Source organism: Dryocola baronae (assembly GCF_051297175.1).
GTDB lineage: Bacteria > Pseudomonadota > Gammaproteobacteria > Enterobacterales > Enterobacteriaceae > Dryocola.
In genome coordinates this window covers 4,388,642-4,413,503 of the sequence record NZ_JBINNY010000001.1, presented here as the reverse complement: position 1 = coordinate 4,413,503, position 24,862 = coordinate 4,388,642, and the positions used below count along the sequence as shown (strand labels likewise).

The 24,862-nt window shown below is 59.7% G+C and carries 22 protein-coding genes and 1 pseudogene; 12 read left to right on the top strand and 11 right to left on the bottom strand.

All coding sequences use genetic code 11. From position 1 onward, the window contains the following. Window positions 1-164: 164 nt before the first annotated feature. The 3 genes from ACSPHG_RS20835 to ACSPHG_RS20825 all read right to left on the bottom strand — a co-directional run bounded on the left by ACSPHG_RS20835 (window position 165) and on the right by ACSPHG_RS20825 (window position 3,770). Window positions 165-527, bottom strand: a complete 363-nt coding sequence (locus ACSPHG_RS20835) for a hypothetical protein (protein ID WP_435955393.1) — start codon at window positions 525-527, stop codon at window positions 165-167. Between the two features lie 77 nt (window positions 528-604). Next, entirely contained in the window at window positions 605-1,948 is a 1,344-nt protein-coding gene (locus ACSPHG_RS20830) for an NCS2 family permease (protein WP_435955392.1), read from the bottom strand. Between the two features lie 40 nt (window positions 1,949-1,988). Next, the gene (locus ACSPHG_RS20825) at window positions 1,989-3,770 is read right to left on the bottom strand and encodes an adenine deaminase (protein WP_435955390.1); all 1,782 of its coding nucleotides are present in this window, start codon (window positions 3,768-3,770) and stop codon (window positions 1,989-1,991) included. 134 nt (window positions 3,771-3,904) lie between these two features. Between ACSPHG_RS20825 and ACSPHG_RS20820 the strand changes: the two genes are divergently transcribed. Further along, window positions 3,905-4,837, top strand: a complete 933-nt coding sequence (locus ACSPHG_RS20820; protein WP_435956072.1) for a LysR family transcriptional regulator — start codon at window positions 3,905-3,907, stop codon at window positions 4,835-4,837. Between the two features lie 34 nt (window positions 4,838-4,871). Then, window positions 4,872-5,624, top strand: a complete 753-nt coding sequence (locus ACSPHG_RS20815) for a CDP-diacylglycerol diphosphatase (protein ID WP_435955389.1) — start codon at window positions 4,872-4,874, stop codon at window positions 5,622-5,624. Between the two features lie 117 nt (window positions 5,625-5,741). Here the strand turns inward: ACSPHG_RS20815 and ACSPHG_RS20810 are convergent, their stop codons facing one another. The 4 genes from ACSPHG_RS20810 to ACSPHG_RS20795 all read right to left on the bottom strand — a co-directional run bounded on the left by ACSPHG_RS20810 (window position 5,742) and on the right by ACSPHG_RS20795 (window position 9,230). Then, window positions 5,742-6,248 carry a YjjA family protein gene (locus ACSPHG_RS20810; protein WP_435955386.1) on the bottom strand — a complete coding sequence of 169 codons (507 nt, stop codon included), beginning with the start codon at window positions 6,246-6,248 and terminating at the stop codon, window positions 5,742-5,744. A 204-nt stretch (window positions 6,249-6,452) separates the two neighbouring features. Beyond that, complete coding sequence (locus ACSPHG_RS20805) at window positions 6,453-8,006, bottom strand: phosphoethanolamine transferase (protein ID WP_435955385.1); 1,554 nt, start codon at window positions 8,004-8,006, stop codon at window positions 6,453-6,455. A gap of 251 nt (window positions 8,007-8,257) precedes the next feature. Then, the gene (locus ACSPHG_RS20800) at window positions 8,258-8,686 is read right to left on the bottom strand and encodes an organic hydroperoxide resistance protein (protein WP_435955384.1); all 429 of its coding nucleotides are present in this window, start codon (window positions 8,684-8,686) and stop codon (window positions 8,258-8,260) included. A 97-nt stretch (window positions 8,687-8,783) separates the two neighbouring features. Further along, complete coding sequence (locus ACSPHG_RS20795) at window positions 8,784-9,230, bottom strand: MarR family winged helix-turn-helix transcriptional regulator (RefSeq protein ID WP_435955383.1); 447 nt, start codon at window positions 9,228-9,230, stop codon at window positions 8,784-8,786. A gap of 126 nt (window positions 9,231-9,356) precedes the next feature. On the opposite strand from ACSPHG_RS20795, the gene ACSPHG_RS20790 reads away from it, so the two are divergent. Then, a complete protein-coding gene (locus tag ACSPHG_RS20790) occupies window positions 9,357-11,294 on the top strand; it encodes an SIR2 family protein (protein ID WP_435955382.1) in 1,938 nt (645 codons plus the stop codon). 18 nt (window positions 11,295-11,312) lie between these two features. Here the strand turns inward: ACSPHG_RS20790 and ACSPHG_RS20785 are convergent, their stop codons facing one another. Then, a complete protein-coding gene (locus ACSPHG_RS20785) occupies window positions 11,313-11,954 on the bottom strand; it encodes a TetR/AcrR family transcriptional regulator (RefSeq protein WP_435955381.1) in 642 nt (213 codons plus the stop codon). Between the two features lie 18 nt (window positions 11,955-11,972). Beyond that, window positions 11,973-12,734 (bottom strand): IclR family transcriptional regulator domain-containing protein, encoded by a 762-nt coding sequence (locus ACSPHG_RS20780; protein WP_435955380.1) that lies wholly within the window; start codon window positions 12,732-12,734, stop codon window positions 11,973-11,975. A gap of 163 nt (window positions 12,735-12,897) precedes the next feature. Between ACSPHG_RS20780 and ACSPHG_RS20775 the strand changes: the two genes are divergently transcribed. The 6 genes from ACSPHG_RS20775 (at window position 12,898) to ACSPHG_RS20750 (ending at window position 20,212) form a co-directional block, all read left to right on the top strand. Continuing rightward, complete coding sequence (locus tag ACSPHG_RS20775) at window positions 12,898-13,725, top strand: shikimate dehydrogenase family protein (protein ID WP_435955379.1); 828 nt, start codon at window positions 12,898-12,900, stop codon at window positions 13,723-13,725. After that, the gene (locus ACSPHG_RS20770; protein ID WP_435955378.1) at window positions 13,722-15,410 is read left to right on the top strand and encodes an FAD-dependent oxidoreductase; all 1,689 of its coding nucleotides are present in this window, start codon (window positions 13,722-13,724) and stop codon (window positions 15,408-15,410) included. Before ACSPHG_RS20775 ends, ACSPHG_RS20770 begins: the two co-directional genes overlap by 4 nt. A 13-nt stretch (window positions 15,411-15,423) precedes the next feature. Beyond that, on the top strand, window positions 15,424-15,744 hold the full coding sequence (locus ACSPHG_RS20765; RefSeq protein WP_435955377.1) for an NIPSNAP family protein: 321 nt from the start codon (window positions 15,424-15,426) through the stop codon (window positions 15,742-15,744). A gap of 10 nt (window positions 15,745-15,754) precedes the next feature. Then, the gene (locus tag ACSPHG_RS20760) at window positions 15,755-17,443 is read left to right on the top strand and encodes an FAD-dependent oxidoreductase (protein ID WP_435955376.1); all 1,689 of its coding nucleotides are present in this window, start codon (window positions 15,755-15,757) and stop codon (window positions 17,441-17,443) included. 343 nt (window positions 17,444-17,786) lie between these two features. Further along, a complete protein-coding gene (locus ACSPHG_RS20755) occupies window positions 17,787-18,590 on the top strand; it encodes a sugar phosphate isomerase/epimerase family protein (protein ID WP_435955375.1) in 804 nt (267 codons plus the stop codon). A 245-nt stretch (window positions 18,591-18,835) separates the two neighbouring features. After that, window positions 18,836-20,212 (top strand): MFS transporter, encoded by a 1,377-nt coding sequence (locus tag ACSPHG_RS20750; RefSeq protein ID WP_435955374.1) that lies wholly within the window; start codon window positions 18,836-18,838, stop codon window positions 20,210-20,212. Between the two features lie 4 nt (window positions 20,213-20,216). Here the strand turns inward: ACSPHG_RS20750 and ACSPHG_RS20745 are convergent, their stop codons facing one another. Further along, window positions 20,217-20,690 carry a threonine/serine exporter gene (locus ACSPHG_RS20745; RefSeq protein WP_435955373.1) on the bottom strand — a complete coding sequence of 158 codons (474 nt, stop codon included), beginning with the start codon at window positions 20,688-20,690 and terminating at the stop codon, window positions 20,217-20,219. Then, window positions 20,681-21,457 carry a threonine/serine exporter family protein gene (locus tag ACSPHG_RS20740; RefSeq protein WP_435955372.1) on the bottom strand — a complete coding sequence of 259 codons (777 nt, stop codon included), beginning with the start codon at window positions 21,455-21,457 and terminating at the stop codon, window positions 20,681-20,683. The genes ACSPHG_RS20745 and ACSPHG_RS20740 overlap by 10 nt, the downstream gene beginning before the upstream one ends. A gap of 301 nt (window positions 21,458-21,758) precedes the next feature. On the opposite strand from ACSPHG_RS20740, the pseudogene pobA reads away from it, so the two are divergent. The 3 genes and pseudogenes from pobA (at window position 21,759) to ACSPHG_RS20725 (ending at window position 24,856) form a co-directional block, all read left to right on the top strand. Beyond that, window positions 21,759-22,944: pseudogene (gene pobA / locus ACSPHG_RS20735) on the top strand (4-hydroxybenzoate 3-monooxygenase). A gap of 75 nt (window positions 22,945-23,019) precedes the next feature. Continuing rightward, complete coding sequence (locus ACSPHG_RS20730) at window positions 23,020-23,910, top strand: helix-turn-helix domain-containing protein (RefSeq protein WP_435955371.1); 891 nt, start codon at window positions 23,020-23,022, stop codon at window positions 23,908-23,910. Between the two features lie 307 nt (window positions 23,911-24,217). Further along, window positions 24,218-24,856, top strand: a complete 639-nt coding sequence (locus tag ACSPHG_RS20725) for a helix-turn-helix transcriptional regulator (protein WP_435955370.1) — start codon at window positions 24,218-24,220, stop codon at window positions 24,854-24,856. Window positions 24,857-24,862: the final 6 nt, after the last annotated feature.

Below are 24,862 nucleotides of genomic sequence, written 5' to 3'. Positions count from 1 at the left end.
TTTCTCCCTCTCCTGGGGGAGAGGGCCGGGGTGAGGGCATTATGTTCCTTAATGGCGCTCCAGCATTATGTAAGTTGGATAAGCGTCAGCGCCATCCAGCATCCCTAATGACATGTGGGCGGAGGGAGCCACCGATAGAAAGGGGGACTTTATGCCTGAATAGTTTAATTACACCGGCCAGTCGGTTTTTTAAGAGGGCCGCATTGAGCCCAATCGAGCACGACGTATCCTTTATCCTTCATACAGCTTTCAACACCTGATACACGCGCATCGAACTGAGTGTCAGACTCTCCCTTGACGACAGTATTTCTTCGCCAGGTCTCGTCATTTGAGCCAAGCGGGTATTTCCTGTCTACACCGCAGGCGTAAAGATCCTGTCTACGCTGTTCAACATCAGTATGTCCGAGGGTTGCCGGTTTCTGGAATGTTTGCACATAGGGGAAATAGGCATAGTTAGTTGAATCCATATCAGCGACGACACAGCCCGTTAAAAGAAAAATGCCCGCCGTCACGAGAATTTTATACATGTTTTTTTTCCTCTCTTTCCATACTCATACACGGGCATCAGACTCTCCCTCTCGTGGAAGAGAGGGCGTCCTGCTACTCAATGCCGCACAAGCGTCGCAAAGTAATATACCAGCGGGATCGCCAGCAGATATAGCCCAACCGGGATCTCGCGCCACTTCCCGGCAATCACCTTAATGATGATATAGAACAGCAGGCCGCCCGCGATGCCGGTGCCGAAGCTGTTGGCAATCAGCGTAATCATCACCATCATCAATACCGGCAGGCCGTCGGTGAAGTTGCCTAAATCCACCTTGCGCAGCCCGCTGAACATATTCAGGCCGATAAGGATCAGCGCGGGGGCGGTGGCCTCTTTTGGGATCATCAGCGCCACCGGCGTGAACAGCAGCATCAGCAGGAACATGACTGCCGCCGCCAGCGCGGTCAGCCCGGTTTTGCCACCGGCCTCCGCCGCGGCGGAAGATTCGATCAGCGCCGTCGCCGCCGGAATGCCCACCCAAGGCCCGAGTGCTGCGGCGATGGAATCCACCATAAACGGACGGTTGATGTGCGGCATATTGCCGTGTTCATCCAGCAGGCCCGCTTCGCCGCCTACCGCAAGCGTCGTGCCCATGGTGGAGAAAAACTCCGAGGCGAAAAACACAAACAGGTACGGCAGGAAGGCGATATTCAGCGCGCCAATCATATCCACGTGGCCGAACACCGGCGCAAGGGAGTGCGGCATGGCGATAAAGCCGTGGGGCAGATGGGTGACGCCAAACGGAATGCCGACCAGCGTGGCGAACAAAATCGCCCACAGAATGGCGCCGGGAATGCGCCGCGCCTGAAGGGCGATGGCAAGGAACAGCCCGCACAGCGCCACCAGCGCGCCGGGCGCGGTGAAATCCCCCATCATCAGCGCGTTCGTTTTGGCGTTCGCCAGCACCAGGCCCGCGTTGCGAAAGCCGAGCACGGCAACGAACAGCCCGATGGAGGCCGTTAGCCCAAGCTTGATCGACTGCGGAACCGAGCGGGTGACGACCTCGCGCAGGCCAAGCCTCGTCAGGGCGAAAAAGAGAATGCCCGACCAGCAGGCGATGCCGAGGCCAATCTGCCAGCCGATGCCTTCGCTGCCCGCAAGCGTCACGCCCACCAGCACCGAGCCGCCGATGCCGGGGCCGACGATAAACGGCAGGTTGCCGTAAAACGCCATCAGCAGGGTGCCCGCGACGAACACCAGAATCGTGCCGGTGGTCGCCGCGCCTTTATCCATCCCGCCCACGGCGAGCAGGCCGGGGATGACCACCAGCAGGTAGGCGGCGGCAAGAAAGCCGGTGATCCCCGCCAGACATTCGGTTTTTACCCTGCTTTGCCGCGCCTGAAGCTGGAAGCGGCGCTCCAGCCAGCTGCCCGACGCCGCCTGACTAACTGAGTTTTCGGCCATTGTGTGGCTCTCCTTTGCTATCTCATCGTTGTGTGTTGGGTTACGCCGCCGGGGTTTCCCGGCAGGCGACGAGCGGGTCGATAATCTGGCGCGTGGTGCCGTCCGTCAGGCCGAGGTCGGTGAGGTGCGGCCCGGCGTTGCAGGCGAGGCAGGTGCCCTCAATCGCTTTGAACACGCGGTACGGCGGCTCCCAGTCGGCGACGTTGTTGCTCAGCTCGCGAAGCTCGCGGAACTGCCGCGCAAGCTCCCCGGCGGGTAAATCGGAAAGCATGCCCGCAATCGGCATCGCGACGTGGGCCAGGATCTCGCCGCGCTGGCTGAGCGCCATGCCGCCGCCGCTGGCAATCAGCGCGTTCGCCGCCAGCGCCATGTCGGCGGGATCGCGGCCCAGCACCACCAGATTGTGGGAGTCGTGGGAGTAGGTGGTGGCAATCGCGCCGCGCAGTTCGCCCCAGCCTTCCAGCAGCGCGAGCTGCGGCGTGGCCTCGTGGCGTCCGTGGCGATGCTGCACCCAAATCAGGCTAAAGCCGTCCGGGAGCTGCACCCTGCCGTCGCGCACGTCGACGGTGGTTTCGTTCCACTGCGTGAAGCGCGCGCCCTTGATGTGGCGCAGCGTCGCGGTGCCGTGGCTGACCGGCACATTCAGCACAAAGTCGCTGGCCGACAGCGGCTTAAGGCGAACGGTATCGCGCGGCGGCAGGACATCCGGCGCGCCGACCGGCTCAAGCAGTTTGCCGTTAAGCGCGACGCGTTTACCCGCCACGTAAACGGCTTTCGCCTGGAGTACCTCAAGCGAGTCGAAGACCACCAGATCCGCCGTGCGCCCGGCGGCGACCAGCCCCAGATCGCCGCGCTGCAGGCGGATGGCGGCGTTAAGCGTCGCCAGGCGCAGCGCGTCGGTGGCCTTCATGCCGTGTTCAATCAGCAGGTTCAGCAGGGCAATAATGCCGCCTTTTTCGAGCAGAATGTCCGGCGGCACGTCGTCGGTGCAGACCGTGACCTGGGAAGAGAGATGCGGCAGGCCGTTAAGCGCCGCGACGATTTCCGGCAGCAGGTACGGGTGCGAGCCACGGATTTCCACCGTCAGCCCGGCGCGGAGTTTTTCCAGCGCATCGGCGCCGGAGGTCAGTTCGTGATCCGAGGTGACGCCAGCGGCAAGATACGCCTGCAGCTGCGCGCCGCTCAGGCCTCGCGCATGGCCTTCGATCAGTTTGCCGCTGTTCAGCCCGGCGTTGAGGATCTCCAGCATGCGCTCGCTGCCGTTCAGCACGCCGTGCATGTCCATGACTTCCGCGACGCCCGCCACCTCGGGCCAGGCGAGCATGGTTTCCATCTCTTTACCGGCAAAGTCGGCACCGGACATTTCCAGCCCCGGCGTGGAAGGCACGCTCGACGGCGCGGCGCAGATCACGCGCAGCGGCAGATTACGGCTTGCCTCCACGGCATAGCGCACGCCCGCCACGCCCAGCACGTTCGCCAGCTCGTGCGGGTCCCAAAAAATCGTGGTGGTGCCCTGGGCGACGACGATTTCCGCATAGCGGGCCGGGGGCAGGTGGGAGCTTTCGACGTGAACGTGGGTGTCCATCAGCCCTGGGCTGAGATACGCGCCCGCCAGATCGTGCGTTTCTGCGGCATCAGCGCGGATGCCGCAGGGGTGGACGCTGGCGATGAGCGAGCCGACGACGCCGACGTCGACCAGGCGAATTTCGCCGGTCGCCATATCAATCAGGTTCGCTTGGGTCAGCAGCAGGTCAAAGGGCGCTTCGCCCAGCGCGGCCTTTACCGCCCGGCGGCGCAGGTTCGCGGATACAGTTGAGTTCATGGTTTTACCGTCCGGCAGGAACACGGGAAAGCTACTCTAGGCAGGCGGCATACATTTGCCCAGATGATTTAATTTATCGGCCCATAAGAAACGTTTATCCTATAGCAAACGTTTACCTTGCGAACCCTGACACCATCATGGCTGAACCCTGGCAGCGACTGCCCGCCCTCTCGTTAAAACAGATTCAGTATTTTGTGACGCTGGCCCGGCTGCGCCATTTTACCGATACCGCAAACCGCCTTGCGATTAGCCAGCCGGCGCTGAGCAGCGCGCTGCGCCAGATTGAGTCGGTGCTTGGGGGGAAGCTGGTTAACCGCACCGCCTCGGCGGTAACGCTCACCGAGCTGGGCGCGGCGATTTTGCCCCACGCGGAGCGCGTGCTGTACGTCGCCCAGCGCTCGTTTGATGACATGCAGCGCATCGTACAGGACGGCGGCGAGGGCACGCTGCGTATCGGCCTTGTGCCTTCCGTCGGCAGCCTGCTGTTTGCGGATATTCCCCGCCTGCTGGCAGAGCGCTTTCCGCGCCTGCGCGTCGAGTTCCACGATCGCACCAACGATTCGCTGATCGCCCAGCTTGAGAACGGCCAGCTGGATTTTGGCATCGGCGCGCTGGACAGCTCGGTGCCCGCCACGCTTGAGATCTACCCGCTACAGGAAGATCCCTTTGTGGCGGTCATGCACCGCGACGACCCCCTGAGCGCCTCAAGCCACGTTCCGTGGCGGCACCTGTCCCGCCGCGATATCGCCGTGTTTTCCAAAGGCAATATCAGCCGCCTGGTGGCCGCAATGGCGGAAAGCCAGCGCCTGAACCTCACGGCGCGCTATCAGGTCGATTTTATTGAAACGCTCTATGGCCTCGCGCGCTCGCGCCTCGCCATCGCCATTTTGCCGGAGCTGTACACCACGCATTTGCAGGACAAGGAGCTGACGGTGATTCATCTCCAGCAGCCGTCGCTCAGCCGCACCGTCGCGCTGATGCGCAGCGGCCAGCAGGCGTTTCCCCCGCAGATCGAAGCCTGTTTTCAGCTGATTGCTAAAGCGTTGCAGCAAAAAAAGTTACACTGAATAAAAATATCGATAACAAAGGACGTTAGCCTTCATGAAGAAACCCCTCCGCCTCATTGCTATTCTGCTGGTTGTTATCATCGTGGCCGCCGCCGCCTGGCTGCTGAAGATCCACGCCAACAGCGACGCGTTGTGGAAGATTGTCAGCGAACAGTGCGTGCCGAACCAGCAGCAGCGCCACGATCCCGCGCCCTGTTTAGAGGTCAATCTGGAAAAGCATTTCGTGGTGTTTAAAGATGCGAAAGGGCCGCTGCACACGCTGGTGATGCCCACCGAGGAAATCACCGGCATCGAAAGCCCGGCGATTCAAAAGCCGGACGCGCCGAACTATCTTTATGACGCCTGGCTCGAGCGCGACCGCTTAAAGAAGATGGCGGAAAAGCCGCTTAATGACCGCTATCTGGGCCTTGCGGTCAACTCCTGGTACGGGCGTTCCCAGAACCAGCTGCATATCCATCTTGCCTGCCTGCGCCCCGATGTTTATCAAACGCTTAGCCAGCGCGACGGGCTTATCGGCGACAGCTGGCAGCCGCTGGGCGTTACGCTTAAGGGCCACGACTATCTGGCGATGAAAATCCCCGCCGCAACCTTCGAGAAGCAAAGCCCGTTTACCCTGCTGAATAACTACGTGCAGCAGCACGGCGACGATATCGCGAAGTACGGCCTGGCGGTGACCCTCACCGAGAACGGCGAGTTTGTGCTGCTGGCTAACCGTCTCAAGGTGGCGGACCTCAATCTCGGCAGCGCCGGGGAGATCCTTGATTACGGCTGCGCGCTGCAAAAATAAAAAGGCTGCCCGTAGGGCAGCCTGATGTTGGGTGGCGCTGCGCTTACCCAACCTACATTTCATCTTACCTGGCCGTAGGTCGCGTAAGCGCAGCGCCACGCGACATCCCACGGCAAATCAGGAAATGTAATTCGCCGCCTGCTTGAGCACTAAATCACAGGCTTTAGTTTTCACTTTTTCCGCCAGCGGCGAGCTGCCGATGGTGTTCAGATCCAGCTGCTGGCCTTTGCCGGTGTTGAGCAGGCCCAGCAGGCCCTGATTGTAGTCCGGGGTGTCGGCCGGTTTAGTGGTGTCCTGTAGGCCGAGCTTGTTCATCAGCTGGCTTTTGATGTTTTCGGTGCTGGTGGCGGAGGCCAGCTTGTTCTTCGCGCAGTATTCCATCACGCCCGCGGCGTTGGTCATGCTGTTGGAACTCAGCGCCTGGTTGCCGCCGTTAAGCAGGCCGGTCAGCGAAGAGAGGGAAAGGCCGCCGCTCTGCGTGCCGCTGGTGGACGCGGTGTTGCTTTTGCTCAGCTCGTTTGCCGCGCTGGACAGCTGATCCTGCCAGCTTGCCGCCGCTGCCTGTCCAGCGAAAACCGTTGTCGCTAACGCGAGGGCGCATACCATCCGATTGCTTGCTTTCATCTCGTTATACTCTTTTTGATAGCCTGCTTAGCAGGAGAAGTCAGCCTGGAGTATAACGCGCCGGGCGGGTAGGCCGGGATTAAGAGTGTTCTTAATCGTACGGGCACTCTTCGGATTCGGCCTCTTCGTCCGGGTGCAGGCGGTTCCAGAAAAGGCCTATCAACAGCCACAAAACAACGATACCGATTACCACCAGCGCGATTTTCACCTTGCCTCCTTCAGCTCGTGCCACGCGTAGACCCGCCCCGTGGTATCCATGACTTCGACCGGCACCTGCCGCGTTTCATGCCGCGCAAGATAGGCGCGCAGCGGCTCGGCCTGACGGTTGTTTTGCGCGATGCCAAGCCAGGCCGACATCAGCGCGTAGTTATCGACGGTGCTCCAGGGCGCGTCGTAACGTCCCGCCAGGCGGGCATCTTCATCGACTAAAGGGCTAAACCACAGGTACATCGGCACGTGAAACGCCTGCTGCGAGGGCTTAACGCCGCCGTGCTGATAGACCACGCGGCGGGTGAGATCGCGCTCCACGGCGTGGTCGGAAAAGTAGAACAGCGAGGCGCGGGAAGCTTCCAGCAGGGTGAGCACGCGGGCCGTCAGGCTGTCGGTAAAGCGCAGGGCGTTGTCGTAGCAGGCATCCGGATCGCCGCGGTCGGTGGGGAAAAAGGCCCGTTCGTCGGGGTAGCGTGTATGCGTCGGTTCGTGGCAGCCGTAAAGATGCAGCACGATGAGTTTCTTTCCGGGCCGGTGCAGCGCCTGCTCCAGCAGCGGCAGCAGCGCGTCGTCGTAGCCGTCGTCCAGCCAGCGGTGGCTGTGGGCGTTCATGGCGATGCCGGTGATGGCGTTGCTGTAATCGCCGTACATGCCCTGACGGCTGTACCAGTGCGTCTCGAAACCCGCCCCGTTGGCGAGGTTGACCAGGTTATCCGCGTAGCGGCGAACGTCAGGTTTGGCGAGCGTGGCGGCGGTAAGCGCGAGCGGAATCGCCGTGGCGGTGACCGGCGTTGCGCTTATCGCCTGGGTGAAGAGCAGCAGGCTGTCCCGCCGCGCCTCAAGCTCCGGCGTTGTGGGGCGCGGATAGCCGTACACGCTCATATTGCCCGCTCGGGCGGATTCGCCAATCACCACGACGTAATTTTCGATTCCGGTTTCGGTAAGCGTTAACGCGTAATCAGGGACGGTGCGCGATACCGCCGCAATCGTGCGCTTGTCCCGCAGAGCCTGCAAAAACGGGTTGAGGTTGTGCACCGGCAGGTCAGAAATAATGCGCTGCCACGGGCTGCTGATGCTGTTTTTACGCAGGTGGTGAACCGCCGCCTGTATCCCCAGCGCCGCCAGGCAAAGCAGCAGCATCCACATCGGCCAGGGCGCTTGCTGCACCGGCGTGACGTTAACCGCCAGCAGCATGACGGCAAGCAGCGCGGCGAAGCGCGTCACGTAGCGCCGGAAAACGCCCAGCATGCCCAGCGCCTCCCGGCGAGTGGTGTCGAGAATGCTTAGCGCAAAGCCGTAGCTAAACATGGAGCGGTACTCCCGCCAGGCAAACTGCGACAGCGTAACGTTCAGCGCCACCAGCGTAAGTAAAGGCAGCGCCAGCAGGTTACGCATTAGCGGGCCGGTAATCTGGCCGAGCGTCAGCAAAAGCGCGCTCAGCACCAGCGTCTGGTGCAGCACCTTGTGGGGCCGCGACACGCGCAGGCCTGCACGAATATAAATCGCAATAACCAACAGAAAGGGCAAAGCCAGCGGGGCGTTGTGCATAGTTAATTTCTTTTGCTTGCGGGAGAGAAGCCGGTGCCGATTCCGGGACTTTTCTACGGGCGTAGCAACGCCACGGATGAAGAGATACCGTTAAAAAGGGAGATCGTTAACCGGATGATTTAGCGGGAGTTTAGCGGGGATAACCCTACAAAAGATAATTGTTTGTATAGATCAATAAGCGGGAATCGATCGTTTAAAACGATCGATAAAGAGGGGGAATGATTCCCCCTCTTTCGTGCAGGCAAAAATGATTAATTGATGATATTCAGCGTCACATCAATGTTGCCGCGCGTGGCGTTGGAATACGGGCAAACGATATGGGCCGCGTCGACCAGCTTTTTCGCTTCGGCCGCGTCCATGCCCGGCAGGTTGATGTTCAGCTTCGCTTCGATACCAAAGCCGGTTGGCAACGGGCCGATACCCACTTCGCCTTCGATAAACGCGTCTTTTGGCATAGTGATTTTGTCGCGGGCGGAGACAAATTTCATCGCGCCGAGGAAGCAGGCGGAGTAGCCCGCCGCGAACAGCTGTTCCGGGTTGGTGGCTTCACCGCCCGCGCCGCCCATCTCTTTTGGCACACCCAGCTTCACGTCAAGCACGCCGTCGGAAGAGGTTGCACGGCCATCACGGCCGCCGGTTGCTTTGGCTTTTGCGGTATAAACAACTTTTTCTAAAGACATGGCAGGTTCCTTATCTTACTTATTGTGTATGCGATAAAATCGCGTGCTATATATTTGTTGCCGTTACGCCATCCGTACGAATACGCATGGCGCGTGATTATTGGCCGAGGTTCTGACGCAGCGTTTCGAGCTGGTTCTTTAATTCCAGCAGCGTATCGACGCTGCACGCCGAGGCGCAAAGCACCGAATCCGGGATGGCCGTGGCTTTTGCCTGAAGCGCTTTACCTTCGTCGGTCAGCGTGACGGCGACCTGGCGCTCGTCCTGGCGGGAGCGGCTGCGCAGCAGCAGGCCCGCGGCTTCAAGGCGCTTGAGCAGCGGCGTCAGGGTTGCCGAATCCAGAAACAGGCGCTCGCCGATTTCCGACACCGTCACGTCGTCTTTTTCCCACAACACCAGCATCACCAGATACTGCGGATAGGTCAGCCCAAGCGGGGCCAGCAGCTGCCGGTAGAGCTTGTTCACCGCCAGGTTGGCGGAATAGAGCGCAAAGCAAAGCTGGTTATCCAGCAGCAGCGCGTTGGGTGTTTTCGGTGTCGTCTTCATGCTTTGAATATAGGTAGTGCACGATTTAATTGCAAGTTAAATTATTGTGCGATTTTTAGTGGTTTGAATTGCCAATGTTATTAAGGCATTAATAATCATTCAACGATAGCCCGGAGGGGGGAAGCGATGGAAATGGACGACTGGTGGTTTGGCTGGAAGGGCTTTACGCCCGAACGGCCCTGCCCTGGGAAAGTTGTGCTGATGGTTGGTGCAGGGATTTCCATAGAAGCACCCACGCGGCTGCCCGGCGGCTATGCGCTGACCGAGGCGCTGCTCGATCACCTGCTGGACGACCGCGCGGCCTCCGAAATCAAAAGCGTTTTTGGCAAATGCGAGCCGTGGATGGGCCGCAGTCTGCCGCGCCTTGAGCACGTCCTGGATAAAGCCTTCGAGCCGTCCGCTATCGAAGGCGTAGAGCGCAGCGGCGCCGCGCGTGAAGTGCTGCGCATTTTTTCCGGGCGGCAGCCGAACGCCAACCACCGGCTGATTGCCGATTACCTGATAGAGCAGCGCGGCTGGTGCATCACCACCAATTTTGACAACTGCATCGAGCAGGCCGGTAACCATCAAATCCCGGTACATGTTATCGACCCCGAAACCAAAGCTTTCGATATCCTGCATCGCGAATACGGCGAAGACTGGGGCATCATCAAGGTTCACGGCACGATTGAGCACGGCTGTGTGGGGCTTGGGGCAACGCTTGCCGATTTGGAGCACGGGCTGCCGGAGGTGTTCAAAACGCTGCTTGAGCGCGTCACGCAGCAGGCAGATTTAATGGTCGTCGCGGGCTATAGCGGCACCGACCATTTTGATATCAACCACTGGATACGCGAGCGCTGGAACGGCAAGCGCGATACCCGGCTGGTATGGATCGACCATCGGGAAAAAGTGCTGGAAGAGATTTGGCAGTTGAAAGACAGGGATACCCGCGAGCCGCGAGTTTACTGGCAGGGCGCGTTTGGCGGCATGAAGGTCGAGTACGGGCCAACCTCAATCCTGCTTACGGCCCTGCTCGGCATTACCCGCAAAGCATCGCCCAACGTGGTGGAGAGCGCCGACTGGTGGCGTACCGCCATCGCGGATTATTACGTTCCAACGGAGAAAGAAAAGTACCTCACCGGCACGCGGCTCGCCGCTTCCATCGGTCTTGGGCAGCTCGCAGAGGAGCAGTTGCGCTGCCTGAAGCGCGAGCTGGAGAACGACGATTTACTGGCACCTTTTGAAGCCGAGATTTACTACTCGCGCGGGTTTATCGCCGGGGCGCTGTGGGTACAGAGCTATCTCAAAACGCCGCGCGAAGAGGCCAGAAAGGTGAACCGCACCGGCCTGATCCGTGCCAGGGGAAAGCCTGCCAGAGCGCTTTTGGTCTACCTGGCCCAGTTCCTGAAGGGGCATCGCAGGCCCTCGCCGGATGAGCAAATCGACGCTTTTTCCTGTGTTTTAGACATCGCGGAACGCTGGCAGCGATGGCGGGCCTGGCGCAGCAAACCGCTGCGTCGTGTGGGTGAAGGCGTCAGCGGATTATTTTTCAAGTTTTTCATGCGGCTGGAGGGCGACAGTCTGCCGCTCTATCTGCAGGGGAGGCTGACGCTACAGGGCATCCGCCGGGCGGCCCTTTTTTGTGATGATGAGGTATTTTCATTTGGCGAGGTGTGGAATCTGCTGTTCCACGAAAACAGCCCGCCGAGCTTCTACACTCCGCATGGCCCGGCTATTCCCGGTTTTTATCTCATCGAACGCAGCACCGCGCGGGAAGAAGATCGCATCGCAGACCTGGTGCTTGCGAACCTTAACTACGTCGATATTTTACTGACCGCGCTGCGGCGGCGCTGGCCAAAAGGCAGCCACAGCGTTTTTAAAGAGCGGCAGCGGCACAGGGGGCATCTGGATTCGGGGGATTATGTCGTCACCTATATCGTGCGGCTGCTCACCGAAAGCGCGCAGATCGTCAGCGCCCTGAACGAACCGCATTTGCAGATTCTGATTGCCAGGGCATGGCTCAGGGCGGACGGCATTCTGGGCGGCATTGAATACTGGAAGCAGCAGCGCCTGTATCTCGCCTAACGCCTGTATCTCGCCGGACTAAGGCCCGATATAGCGCAGCACCACTTTTACCGCCATTTCGCGGTAGTGGTCGGTGTGCTCCGCCGGGTCGCCGCCCTCTTCGAACAGGTTGGAAAAGGTATAGCTGTTGGCGACGTGGTAGAAGCTGAAGCTGCTGATCAGGCGGTGGACGTCTTTAGCGTTGACCGTGCGGTTAAACAGCTGTTTTTCTTGGCCGCGCGTCAGAATGTCTTCGAGCAGCTCCAGCGCGCTGCGGTTTATCTCGCGCAGGTAGGTGGATTCTTTTACGAAGCGCCCGCGCTGCATGTTTTCCATGCAGATAATACGGATGAAGTCCGGGTGCGTGGCGTGGAAATCAAACGTCCATTCGACGAGCTGTACCATCGCCTCAACCGGCGGCCGGTCGGCAAGATTTAGCTGGCGTTCCGAGCCGCGTATCTGCGTGTAGACGTATTCCAGCACCTGCACGTAAAGCAGCTCTTTGCTCTTAAAGTGATACACCACCATGCGCTTGGTGGTGCCCGCCTTCTCGGCGATTTGCTCCATGCGCGCGCCGTTGAGGCCAAATTCGGCGAACAGGGTAATGGCGCTAAAAAAGATCTTTTCTTTCAGGCTCGCCTCATCGAAACGTTCCGGCAGATAGATTTCGTGGGTTTCCACGCGGGCTCCTTAGGGTTATCAGGTACGTAGCATGGCCTGGGCTTCGTACATTAAATCAAGATTATCGCGGCAAAGCTCTTCTAACGTGGCGCGGGACTGGTGGGTGGTCAGGCTGAGCGCGCCCCAGAACTGTCCCTGTCGGTCTGACAGCGGCACCGCCAGCACGTTCATGCCGACCTCAAACTCCTGGGTCACCGTGGCGTAGCCCTGGGCGCGAATTTTATCAACGATTGCCAGCAATTGCGGGATATCCGTCACGGTGTAGGGCGTGCGCGGTTCAATAGTCGCTTTTTTTAAGAATGCCTCGGCTTCCTGCGGCGTTAATGAAGCGAGCCACAGCCTGCCGCCCGCCGTGCAGTGGATCGGCACGCGCTCGCCAAGCCTTACCGACGTGGAGTTTAGCGGCGTGTGTTTGCTGCGGGCGATATATATCAGATCCTCGCCGTCCGCCACGCCGACCGAGGCGTGTTCGTGGCTGCGGCTCGCCACGTATTCCACGATCGGGCGCACCATGCGCGGGAACTGCGCGGAGTCGACGTAGGCCTGCCCCAGCCGCAGCACGCGCGCGGTCAGCCAGTAATAGCGCCCGTCCGTTTCGACGTAGTTTTCATGCCACAGGGTGAGCAGAAAGCGCCGCGCCGCGCTTTGCGTCATGGCATTCATTTTGGCGACCATCGGCACCGTCAGTTTTGGATTTTCTTTAGAAAACAGCTGGATAAGCGCCAGGCCTTTTTGCAAACCGGCGATCAGGTCGCGCTGATGCACCCTCGTTTCCTTCATCCTTCACATTCCTGCAACAAAATTGGCCGAATAGCGCGATTATCGCAGCGTCCGTGCGATTAACAAGCGAATCGCTCAAATTCTGCGTTGTCGCGCGGCGCTGGCGTTGAAATACTTTTGCACGAACATTTCGTTAACAACTTATTGCGATAAGGGGTGCAGGATGGTCAAGGGTTCAACGCAGGTGGTGGCGATAATCGGCACGCCGATAGCCCAGGTGAAGTCGCCGGAGAACTTCAACCGCTACTTCGCGGAGCATGAGATGAACCGGGTGATGATTCCGGTGGATATCGTCGCTGAACGGCTCGGCGCGTTTATGCAAAGCCTGCGCGGCTGGAACAACCTGAGCGGCGTGGTGGTGACGGTGCCGCACAAGCAGCGCGCGGCCGAATTGCTCGACGCCCTGACGCCCCGCGCCCGCCATCTCAACGCGGTAAACGTGGTGCGCCGCGAGGCGGACGGCACGCTCAGCGGCGATATGCTGGACGGCGTCGGGTTTATCCGCGCGGCGCGCAGGCACGGTTTTGACGCCGCCGGGAGATCCGCGCTGGTGGTGGGCTGCGGTGGCGTGGGCAGCGCCATCGCCTGGGGGCTGTGCGAGGCCGGAATTTCGCGTCTTGCCCTGCACGACAGAGAGCCGCAGTCGGTGCAGCTGCTGCACAATCGCCTGGCGACCCACTTCCCGGAGGTTCATCTCGACACGCTCCCCGCAACGCTAAACGATCGCGATCTGGTGGTGAACGCCACGCCTGCGGGCATGAACGGTTTCGATCTTCTGCCTCTCTGCGAGGATCTGATCGCTTCGCTTAATCCCGCCGCTCTCGCCGCCGACGTGGTGACCGCGCCGGAGATCACCCCGTTCCTGACGCTTGCCCACAGGCTTGGCTGCGCCGTTCAGACCGGCCCGGAAATGGCCTACGCCCAGCTGTTCGAGATGGGAATGTTCATCGGCGCAATGCCTGAGCTACAGCCTGCGGGAGCGGCGTCATGAGCGAGCAGAGCGTTGATGTGATTGTGATCGGCAGCGGCGCGGCGGGCTTTGCGGCGGCGGCAACCGCCCTGTGTCGTGGGCTTTCCGTGCTGATGCTTGAAAAGGCGGAATTTTATGGCGGCACCTCGGCGATTTCCGGCGGCGCGGTGTGGATCAACGATACGGATCAGGCCCGCGCGCTGGGCAAAAGCGGCTCGCCCGAGGCCATCAAAACCTATCTGAAGGCGATCGTCGGCCTGGAAAACTACCGCGCCGATCTGGTGGATGCGTTTGTCGATCGCGGGCGCGAGGCTATGCAGTTTCTTGAGCAGCAGGGCGCGGTGCGCTATAGCCTGCGGCCGCTGTCGCCGGATTATTATCCGGACGAACCCGGCGGCGTTGACGTCGGGCGCGCGCTTGAGGTGGTTGAATACGACGGACGCCTGCTGGGAGAGAATTTCCGTACGCTACGCTCGCCGCCGGAGGGCATGCTGCTGTTCGGCGGCATGATGGTCAACCGCGTCGATATCCAGCATTTCCTCGACGTGCGCCGTTCGTTTGCCTCATTCCGCCACTGCTGTCGCCAGCTGCTGCGCTACGGGCGCGACCGTATGAAATACCCGCGCGGCACGCGGCTGGTGATGGGCAACGCGCTGGTGGCGCGCATGGCGAAGCTGTGCTTTGACAAGGGGATGCAGCTCAGGCTCGGCGCCACGGTAACCTCGCTGATTCGCGAAGATGGCCGCGCGGCGGGCGTAAAGGCGGTGATTGCAGGGCAGGAGCAAACCTGGCGCGCCCGCTCGGGCGTGGTGTTTGCCGCAGGCGGTTTTGCGGCGGGCGAAATGGCGGCCCGCTTCCGCCCGCAGACCCGCGAGCATTACACCCTGTCGCCTGCGACCAACGACGGCAGCGCGTTCCGGCTCGCCGCGCCGTTTAGCGCCCGGCAGGGGGCGGGTTTGCCTTCGAATTTCTTCTGGGCACCGGTTTCCGTGCTGCGCCACGCCGACGGGCGCGAGGAGCGCTTTCCGCACCTGGTGACCGACCGCGCCAAGCCCGGCGTCATCGCCGTCAACCAGCGTGCAAAGCGCTTTGTAAACGAATCCAACTCCTATCACCACTTTGCCAGCGCCATGCAGCAAAGCCCGGACAACGCGCCGTGCTACCTGCTTTGCGATGCAAAAGCGATGAGCAGCTACGGCCTTGGCCTTGCGCGGCCCAGCCCGGTCAATAACGGCGGGCTGGTGAAGGCGGGGTATCTGATTGAAGCGCCGACGCTTGCCAAACTTGCGCAGCGGCTCGGCCTGGATGCGGCGACGCTCGAAGAAACCGTGCAGCGCTACAACCGCGATGCGCGTGAAGGCGTGGACGGCGAGTTTGGCAAAGGCGGCAACAGCTACAACCGCGCGATGGGCGACGCCGCACACCTTCCCAACGCCTGCAACGCGCCGCTGGGCAAAGCGCCTTTCTACGCGATCAAACTTTTCACCGGCGATCTCGGCTCCTCTCGCGGGCTGGTCACCGACCGACACGCCAACGTACAGGACGAGCAGGGCACCGCCATTCCGGGGCTGTATGCCGTCGGCAACGATATGAACTCGCTGATGGCGGGCACCTATCCCGGCCCCGGCATCACCCTCGGCCCGGCGCTGACCTTTGGCTACCTTGCCGCCACGCACATGGCGCACCTCAAATCCCAAAACCACTGACAGGAGATTCATCATGATTTACGAAAAACGCACCTACACCATCAACCCGCTGAAAATGGCCGACTGGCTGGCGCTGTACAAAAGCGATGCTTACGCGGTGCAGACCGAGCATCTCGGCAAGCTGATCGGCTTCTTCTTTACCGAAATCGGCGTGGTGAATCAGGTGGTTCATATCTGGGCCTATGAAAGCCTCGACGACCGCCTGGCGCGCCGTGGGCGTATGGCGCAGGACGAGCGCTGGCTGACCTTCTCGCGCAAAAACCGCGAGCTGGCGGCGGTGGAACGCCTCGAGTCCGTGCTGCTGCGTCCTACCGATTTTTCACCGTTGCAGTAGGGGCGCGAAGATGGGTGAGCATCGCGATTACGACGTGCTGGTGATGGGCAGCGGCGCGGGCGGGCTGGCGGCGGCGGTGAGCGCGGCCTGGCACGGGGCTCGCGTCCTGCTGGTTGAGAAGGAGGCGGTGCTGGGCGGCACCAGCGCCTGGTCCGGCGGCTGGCTGTGGGTGCCGCATAATCCGCTGGCGGTCGAAGAGGGGATCGTCGAGCCTGAGGCCGATCCGCTCGCCTATCTGCAACACGAAATGGCCGGACAGCCCGCCGATGCCCGGCTGCGCGCCCTGTTACGCTTTGGCCCGGAAATGGTGGATTTCTTCCGCAGGAACACCGCCGTGGAGTTTCTTTCGGGCAGCAGGATGCCCGATTTCCACGACGGGCCGGGGAGCAGAACCGGCGGGCGTTCGGTTACCGCAAAGCCCTATGACGGGCGGCGGCTGGGGCCGTGGCTTGCCAGGCTGCGCCCGCCGCTGGAGGTGATAAGCCTGGCGGGAATGGGCATTGCGGGCGGCGCGGACATGGGGCATTTCTTCAACGCGACGCGCTCCCCGCGTTCGGCGTTTTACGCCACGCGCCGCCTTTCGCGCCATTTCTATCATCGCCTGCGCTACGGGCGCGGCCAGCACCTGGTAAACGGCAACGCGCTGATCGCCCGCCTGCTGCGATCGGCGCTCGATCTAAACGTGGAGATCCGCTTTAGCGCGCCGGTCATCGGGCTGCTTGAGGACGGCGGGACGATCCGCGGGGCGCGGATCAAAACCGATCTGGGCGTGGAGGACATCGTCGCCCGCAGGGGGGTGATCCTGGCGAGCGGCGGTTTCCCGCATGACAGGCAGCGGCTGGACGCGCTGGTGCCGCACGCAAAATCCGGCTACGGGCATTTTTCCGCCGCGCCGCCGGCGAACCAGGGCGAGGGGATACGGCTGGGGGAAAGCGCGGGCGGGCGGGTTACGGCAGATCTTGCCAACCCGATGGCGTGGTCACCGGTGTCGATGGTGACCGGGCCTGCGGGCAACCGGCTTGCGTTTCCGCACCTCGTCGAGCGCGCCAAGCCGGGGTTTCTGGCGGTGCGGGCCGACGGCAACCGCTTCGTGAACGAGGCCGATTCCTACCACGATTTTATCAAAGGGCTGCTGGACGCCACGCCCGCAGGGGACGCGCCCTACGCCTGGCTGATAGGCGACGCCCGCGCCCGGCGGCGCTATGGCCTCGGCTGGTCGAAGCCTTTTCCGTTCCCGGCTTCGCTGTACGAGCGGGGCGGCTATTTGACCCGCGGCGCTACGCTTGAGGAGCTGGCGCAGAAATGCGGGATCAATGCCGCAAATTTGCGCCAGACGGTTGAGCAGTTTAACGAGTTTGCGCGCAACGGCTGCGATCCGGCGTTTAAGCGGGGGGATTCCGCGTATAACCGCGCCCAGGGGGATGCTGCCCACCGGCCAAATCCCTCGCTTGGCGAGCTTATAAAAGCGCCGTTTTACGCGGTGAAGATTTTGCCGGGCAGCTTAGGATCGTTTGCCGGGTTGCTGACGGACGAGCGGGCGCGGGTGCTGGACGAGCGGCAACAGCCTATTCCCGGCCTGTACGCGGTGGGTAACGATATGGCGAGCGTGATGAACGGGCATTACCCCAGCGGCGGTATTACGCTTGGCCCGGCGATGACCTTTGGGTATCTGGTGGGGAAAGCGCTGGGCGGGGAGTAGGGGGATTTTTGTGTTGAGTTGGGTCGGGCGTGGGTTGGGCGTGGGTTGTCGGGTGGCGGCTTACGCCTTACCCGACCTACAGACTGCGCTAACTCGACCTACAGGCGGCGCTTACCCGACCTGGGAATGATACAAACTGATAACCTGGCGATTACTTTGTATGAAAAGTGATAGAAATCATAGCCTTTGGTTATTGAACCATTAGATTCGATTTGTGAATAAAATGTTTTTAAAGTGTGATCTCCTGCAAGGCGGTTGCTTATCTTTTGCACTAGCTTTTGTTAGCGCCACGGAACGGCAATAAAACCATTATTAACACCTGCAAACAGGACTGGAGAGAGCAATGAACCCACGTACCCTTTCACTGGCGGCCCTGACCGTGCTGGACGTTCCGCCAGCGCAGCAGGTGCACTGCGCGGCCGAGGCGGGCTTTAGCCACGTTGGCCTGCGCCTGGTGCCCGCTACCGCCAGCGAGCCTCATTACGACATGATTGGCCACACGCCGATGGTGCGCGACACGCTTAGCGCCCTGCAGCAGACCGGCGTAAAAGTTTCCGATGTTGAAATCCTGCGGTTAACGCCTGAAATGCGGGCCAGCGACTTTGAAGTGGTGTTTGAAACCGCCGCGCGGTTTGGCGCAGGTCAGGTGCTGGTGGCGGGCAACGACGCTGACTTTTCCCGCGCGGCGGACAATCTTGCCCAGCTTGCGGAGCTTGGCGCGGGCTTTGGGCTGACCATGAACGTCGAGCCTATGCCGTGGACGGCGGTGCGCAATATTGCCGACGCGCGGCGGCTGATCCTTGCGGCGGGCCGTGAGGATCTGGCGATCCTGATCGATGCGATTCATTTCGATCGCGCCGACGAGTCGCTTGCCTCGCTCGGGGCGATCCCGCGTTCCATGCTCAAGTACGTGCAGCTTTGCGATGCCCCCGCCGAGAGGCCGCAGGACGAAGAAACCCTGATTTATCAGGCGCGTGCCGCCCGGATGATCCCCGGCAGCGGCGGCCTGGATCTACACGGACTGCTTGCCGCGCTGCCGTCGGATCTGCCCGTTTCCGTCGAGGTACCGCTTGCGGGCGCTGACGGTAAACGCCCGGCCCACGAGCGAGCAAAGCTGCTTTACGACGCTGCCCGCGCGCTGGTGTAGCGTTTTGTCGGATGGCGCTGGCGCTTATCCGACCTACAAAGCAGCTCGTGCGCTGGCGCTTATCCGACCTGCGACGCTGCTCGCCCTTAACATCTGCTGTTCCCCCGCGTCGTTGCTGACGCTCAGGGAAGATACCCCTTAATAGTGCTCATTCCCTGAATGAATTCGCGCGGGCGCGTTTGGCTGCGCGGCGTTCATCGAATAACATCACCGATGCGGCGACTGTCCGCCGCAGGAGATCCACTATGTCAGATGCAAAAGTCATGGATGTAAGAGAGTTAATTAATCACAGCCCGCTCGGCAGGTATCAGAAGCTGATCGTGCTGCTGGGGTTCTGCGTCATTGCCCTCGACGGATTTGATATCGCCATTATGGGTTTCATCGCCCCGGTGCTGAAGGAAAGCTGGGGCGTGACCAACCACGAGCTGGGCTTTGTGATAAGCGCGGCGCTGATAGGCCTTGCGCTCGGCGCGATGCTTTCCGGGCCCCTGGCCGACTGGCTGGGGCGCAAGAAAATTATTATTAACAGCGTGTTTTTCTTCGGCTTCTGGACCATCGCCACCGCCTTTTCCCACAACGTTGAGCAGATGATTTTCTTCCGCTTTATGACCGGGCTGGGCCTGGGCGCGGCGATGCCCAATATGGGCACGCTGGTGTCGGAGTATGCGCCGGAGCGAAAACGCTCCTTTATCATTACGGTGATTTTCTGCGGCTTTACCTTCGGCGCGGCGAGCGGCGGGTTTGCGGCGTCGTGGATGATCCCCAACTGGGGCTGGCATTCGCTGATGGCGCTGGGTGGGATTTTGCCGCTGATTTTTGTGCCGCTGCTGCTATGGAAGCTGCCCGAATCGGTGCGCTTTTTGGTGGCCAAGCGCGCCGATCAGCGCCGTATTCGCGAGATCGTCCGCAAACTCTATCCGACGGCGGTGGATGCCAGTACCGAATTTATGATCCCGCCGCAGCCTGCCGTGAAGCGCGGCGCGATGGCGATTGTGCTTTCCCCGCAGTACCGTTTCGGCACCCTGATGCTGTGGCTGGCCTATTTTATGGGGCTGTTTCTGGTCTACGTGCTGGGCAGCTGGCTGCCGTCGATGGTGAAGGAAATCGGCCTGACGGTGGCGCAGGCGGCGGTGATTGCCGCGCTGTATCAGGCGGGCGGCACGGTCGGGTCGCTGTTTGCGGGTTGGCTGATGGACAGGATTAACCCGCACTGGGCGCTGTGCCTGATCTACGCGACCGGCGGCGCGATGACGCTGGTTATCGGGTTTGCCGGGCACAGCTTCGGGCTGCTCGGCCTGCTGGCGTTCTTCTGCGGCTCGTGCCTGAACGGCGCGAACACCGGCATGAATGCGCTGTCGGCAAGCTTTTACCCGACCGAGGCGCGCGCCACCGGCTCAAGCTGGATGCACGGCATTGGCCGCATCGGGGCGATTTTGAGCGCGTTTGCCGGGGCGGAAATGATGTCGATGGGGCTGGCGTTTAAGACGGTGTTCCTGCTGCTGGCCATTCCGGCGGCGATCACGGCGCTGGGCCTTTTAGCGAAGGGAATGGCGGAAAGCAGGCAGTCGCGTGAGGCTCCGCTCGCCCCGCCCCTCGCCCTGACCGAGCGCGAGGGGGCGTAAAAAGTTAGACCCGTGGGCGTTTGCGGTAGAGCCACAGGCCTGGCAGCGACAGGCCAATCGACAGCGCGCCCACGATAAACGACGCCTTCAGGAAGTTGGTTACCAGCTGGATGAGCAGATCTTCGCTGTAGCCGAAGTGGCTCATTTTCACGGCGGAGATCATCGCGGTGTAGGCGGAAATTCCAGGGAACATCGGGATCACCGCCGCCACGGTAAAGACCTTCGGGTGCGCGAGATACCAGCGCGACCACTGGATGCCAATCATGCCGACCAGAATAGCCGCCATAAACGAACTCCATTCGATGTTCACGCCCGCCGTCATCATCGCCATGCGCGAGCCGTGGCCTATCGCCCCCAGCAGCGCGCAGTAGGGCAGCGCCCGCTGCGGCACGTTGAACACCAGCGCGAAGCCCAGCGCGGGAATGGCCGCCAGCGCCATGTCCTGCATAAGCGCAAGTATGAAATCGATTATGCCCATCCGCGCAGCCCCCACATCGCCATCGCCATGACCACGCCGATACAGGTGGCAAGCGTTAGCAGGCTCGCCATTGCCCAGCGCGCAAGGCCGGTATTGACGTGGCCTTTGAACATGTCGGCGACGGCGTTAATCAGCGGGAACCCCGGCACCAGCAGCAGCACGCTCGCCGCCATCGCGATGTTGGACGTGGTGGCAAACGGCCCTTTGGCGATCAGCAGGCCGGATACCGTGGTCGCGATAAAGGCGGTGATGCAAAAGTTGATTTGCGGGTGCATGTGGCGCTGGGTCAGCACCTGGCGGACGTACATTGCCATCGAGCTTGCCACAAAGGCGACGAACGCCCCGTCCCAGCCGCCGTTGTTCAGCTTACAGAAGCAGCCGCAGGATAATCCGACCATCAGCACCACCAGCCAGCGCGGGTAACGCAGCGGCTTGATGTGCGCGAAGCGTTTCAAAACGTCTTTCGGATCCAGCAGCTTATGTTCCGCCATGATCACGATATGCTGCACTTCGGTAACGACGTGCATATTGATGCCGCGGTCGATATTTTTGCGCGTGGTCGTCAGGCACTGGTTGTTTTTGATGGTGCTTAACACGATTGCGTTCGCTGAAATTGAGCTTTCAACGCTGTCCATGCCCAGCGCGATGCCAAGGCGGGTGGAAAGCTCCTCTACCAGCGCGCTTTCTGCTCCGTGTTGCAGCAAAAAAAGCGCGCACTGAATGCACAGGCGGGTGACTTCCCGCTGCACGTTGTCGTCTGTCTGCATGCCTGACCCTGGAAGATGAAGGGGCGACGTTAGCCGCTCAAAAAATACCTTCCATTATTAGCATAAGCCCCCAGCGGTACTCAGACGCTTCAGATCAATCTTTATCCAGAAAAAGACGTCTGAACGCTTTTTCATCAAACTTTGAAGCGGCCCACAGTTCTGCGCGAGTTTCGAAAAGTGCACGTTTTAGCGAGGATTTGACCTTCTTTTTCCCCGTCAGGATGACAAAAATGCCATGTCACTCAATTTATAAACACAATTACAACAATTAAATAACAGAATATTTTAGCGAGCGTACCCTATGAAAACTCAGGTTGTGATTATCGGCGCCGGGCCGTCCGGGCTGCTGCTTGGCCAGCTGCTGCATAACGCGGGCATCGGCAATGTGATTCTTGAACGGCAGTCTCCTGACTATGTGCTCGGGCGCATTCGCGCGGGCATCCTCGAAAACGGCACGGTGGATTTGCTGCGCGAAGCGGGCGTTAGCCGGCGCATGGATGCCGAAGGGGCTGGTGCACGACGGCGTGGAGTTTTTGTTCGACGGCAGGCGGATCCCGGTGCCGCTCAAGGCGCTGACCGGCGGAAAAACGGTGATGGTTTACGGCCAGACGGAAGTCACTCGCGATTTGATGGAGGCACGCGGCGAGGCCGGGGCGATTTCGATTTATGGCGTGAGCAACGTGCAGCTTTTTGACGTGCGGAGCGATACGCCTTCGGTCACTTTTGAAAAGCAGGGCGAAACCTGCCGCATCGAGTGCGACTATATTGCCGGGTGCGACGGCTTCCACGGCGTGTCCCGTCAGGTCATCCCAAAGGAGATTCTGCGCGAGTACGAACGCGTTTACCCGTTCGGTTGGCTGGGGCTGCTTTCTGATACGCCGCCGGTGAACCACGAGCTGATTTACGCCCATCATGCGCGCGGGTTTGTGTTGTGTAGTCAGCGCTCACTAACACGAAGCCGTTACTATTTGCAGGTACCGCTGAGCGACAAGGTTGAAGACTGGTCGGACGAACGCTTTTGGGGCGAGCTTAAGCGGCGGCTTCCTACGGCGTTGGGCGAAAAGTTAGTGACTGGTCACTCACTTGAGAAGAGCATCGCGCCGCTGCGGAGCTTTGTCGTCGAGCCGATGCAGTACGGCAATCTTTTTCTGGTCGGCGACGCCGCGCATATCGTTCCGCCTACCGGCGCGAAGGGGCTGAACCTCGCTGCATCCGACGTTAACTATCTCTACCGCATCCTGAAAAAGGTTTATCGCGAAGGCCGCGTCGACCTGCTGGAAACCTATTCGCCCATGGCGCTGCGCCGCGTCTGGAAAGGCGAGCGCTTTAGCTGGTTTATGACCAATCTTTTGCATGATTTTGAAGGCATTAACGCATTTGACCGCAAAATGCAGCAGGCCGACCGCGAATACTATCTCGGTTCACGGGCGGGCATGACGACCATCGCCGAGAACTATGTCGGCCTGCCTTTTGAAGAGGTGCGCTGAGCGGCGGTCACCGCTGCATACGCTACACTTAAGCGGGGCGGCAAAGCGTCGCTCCGTTGACCGAATGAGCGAGCCATGAGCCTGAACGAAACCATTCCCGTCTTTAAACTTTATGGTGAAAGCCGCAGCTGGCCGACGTCCGATTTGCTGCACTGTGAGTCCATTCACAGCCGCAGCAGCCTGTACGAATGGCATATCCGCGCGCATCAGCATGCCGATCTGGTGCAGCTGCTGTACGTGCATAAGGGGCTGGTGGAAATTGAGATTGAAGGGACGAAGCGGCGCGTGGAGGGATCCTGCCTGCAAATCGTGCCCGCGCTGTGCATTCATGGATTCCGCTTTTCGCCGGGGACGCAGGGATTTTCGCTGTCGTTTTCCGCACCGCTGATGGCGCAGTTTGAGCAGCAGTTTGGGCGACCGCTGCAGATTTTGACCCAGCCGAGCTGTATCCCGGTAAAAGGTTCGCGTCGGCAAATTAATACCCTTTTTCAAACCCTCCAGGATGAATATGAAGGCGACGGTGAAGCCCGAGACATGATGATCCATTCGTTAATTAGCGCGCTGCTGGTCTGGGTGAACCGGCAGGGTTGCCCGGCTCAGGCCAGTAGCGATAGGCTGGAACGCAGGCGCAGCGTCGTGCATCGGTTTAATCAGCTGGTAGAAAATCATTATCGCGAGCATCTGCCCATTGCCCATTATGCGAAGCTCATTGGGCTATCGAACGTGCATCTCAATACGCTGTGCCACGAGTTCCACGGCTGTAGCGCCCTTGGCGTTTTACATCAGCGAATTTTGCTGGAGGCGCGGCGCAACCTCCTTTATACCAGCATGACCATCAGCCAGATTTCTGATTATCTGGGCTTTAGCGATGCCACCTATTTTTCGCGCTTCTTTCGCCGCTATGCGGGCAGCACGCCTAAGACGTTCCGCAGTACGTCTTTAAGGGATATGACCTATCCTTATTAGTCTTTCATTTAACGTCTGGACATTAACATTTATTGTTTTAAGCTGACGCGCAATGCAAAAAATTTATCATTCTTGCATCGTGCTATTACGCACGTTAATAATGAATGTGCTTCTAATAAAATAAAGTAACTCTTCTTCTTTGATTAATCGTGTGTGAAATAAACTTTCCCTTTTTCATTAGTGCAGAAATCCCTTATTCTATTGCCGGGTTTTAATAATTTTGAACATTCATTTGGTAAATATATGCTATCCCATATATTTATTTTGTATTATTTATCGTGGTGATCTAGTGTGGTGAATTTGAGTGATGAGTGAAATTAATAAAGGCGATAAATGTTTTATCATTTATGCGACCTGCGAGCTTACCAAAGTCGGTATACGAGATAGTTTACGTAACCTTTTGTATGGGAATGATATTATTCATTGCGTACAGAGCTATAACGAGGCGTTAAAAGCGGTGTTTCGTTATCCTCAGGCAACGTTAATTATTGAATTGGATGATGTTTCACCCCGGCTGTTGGAGATGGTGAATTTTATTCACTGGTATTGTTCCAACCCGTCGGATCTTTCTGTAGTGGCATTTACCGCTAATCATAAGCGTAACGTACTCAACTACCTTTATGCGCTGGGCCTGACCGCCATAATTTCTCAGTTCGAGCCATTGAGCGTCTTTCGGACTCTGATACTAAACTCCCTGAACAGTGAAAGAATAATTCTGAGTCCGGTGGTTGACAATATTATGAATGGGGAATTCCCTACCTTTCTCACACCAAAAGAAGCTGAGGTGATGGGCAAATTGTTCATCGGTGAAAGCGTCAGCGAGGTGGCTAAATCATTAGGCCGCGATGTGCGCACTATCAGTTCTCATAAACGACGCGCGATGGAGAAACTGGGCCTGCTGTGTGAAAGGGATATTCATAGTCTTGGGCATGAGCTAGTCGCCTAATAGCCG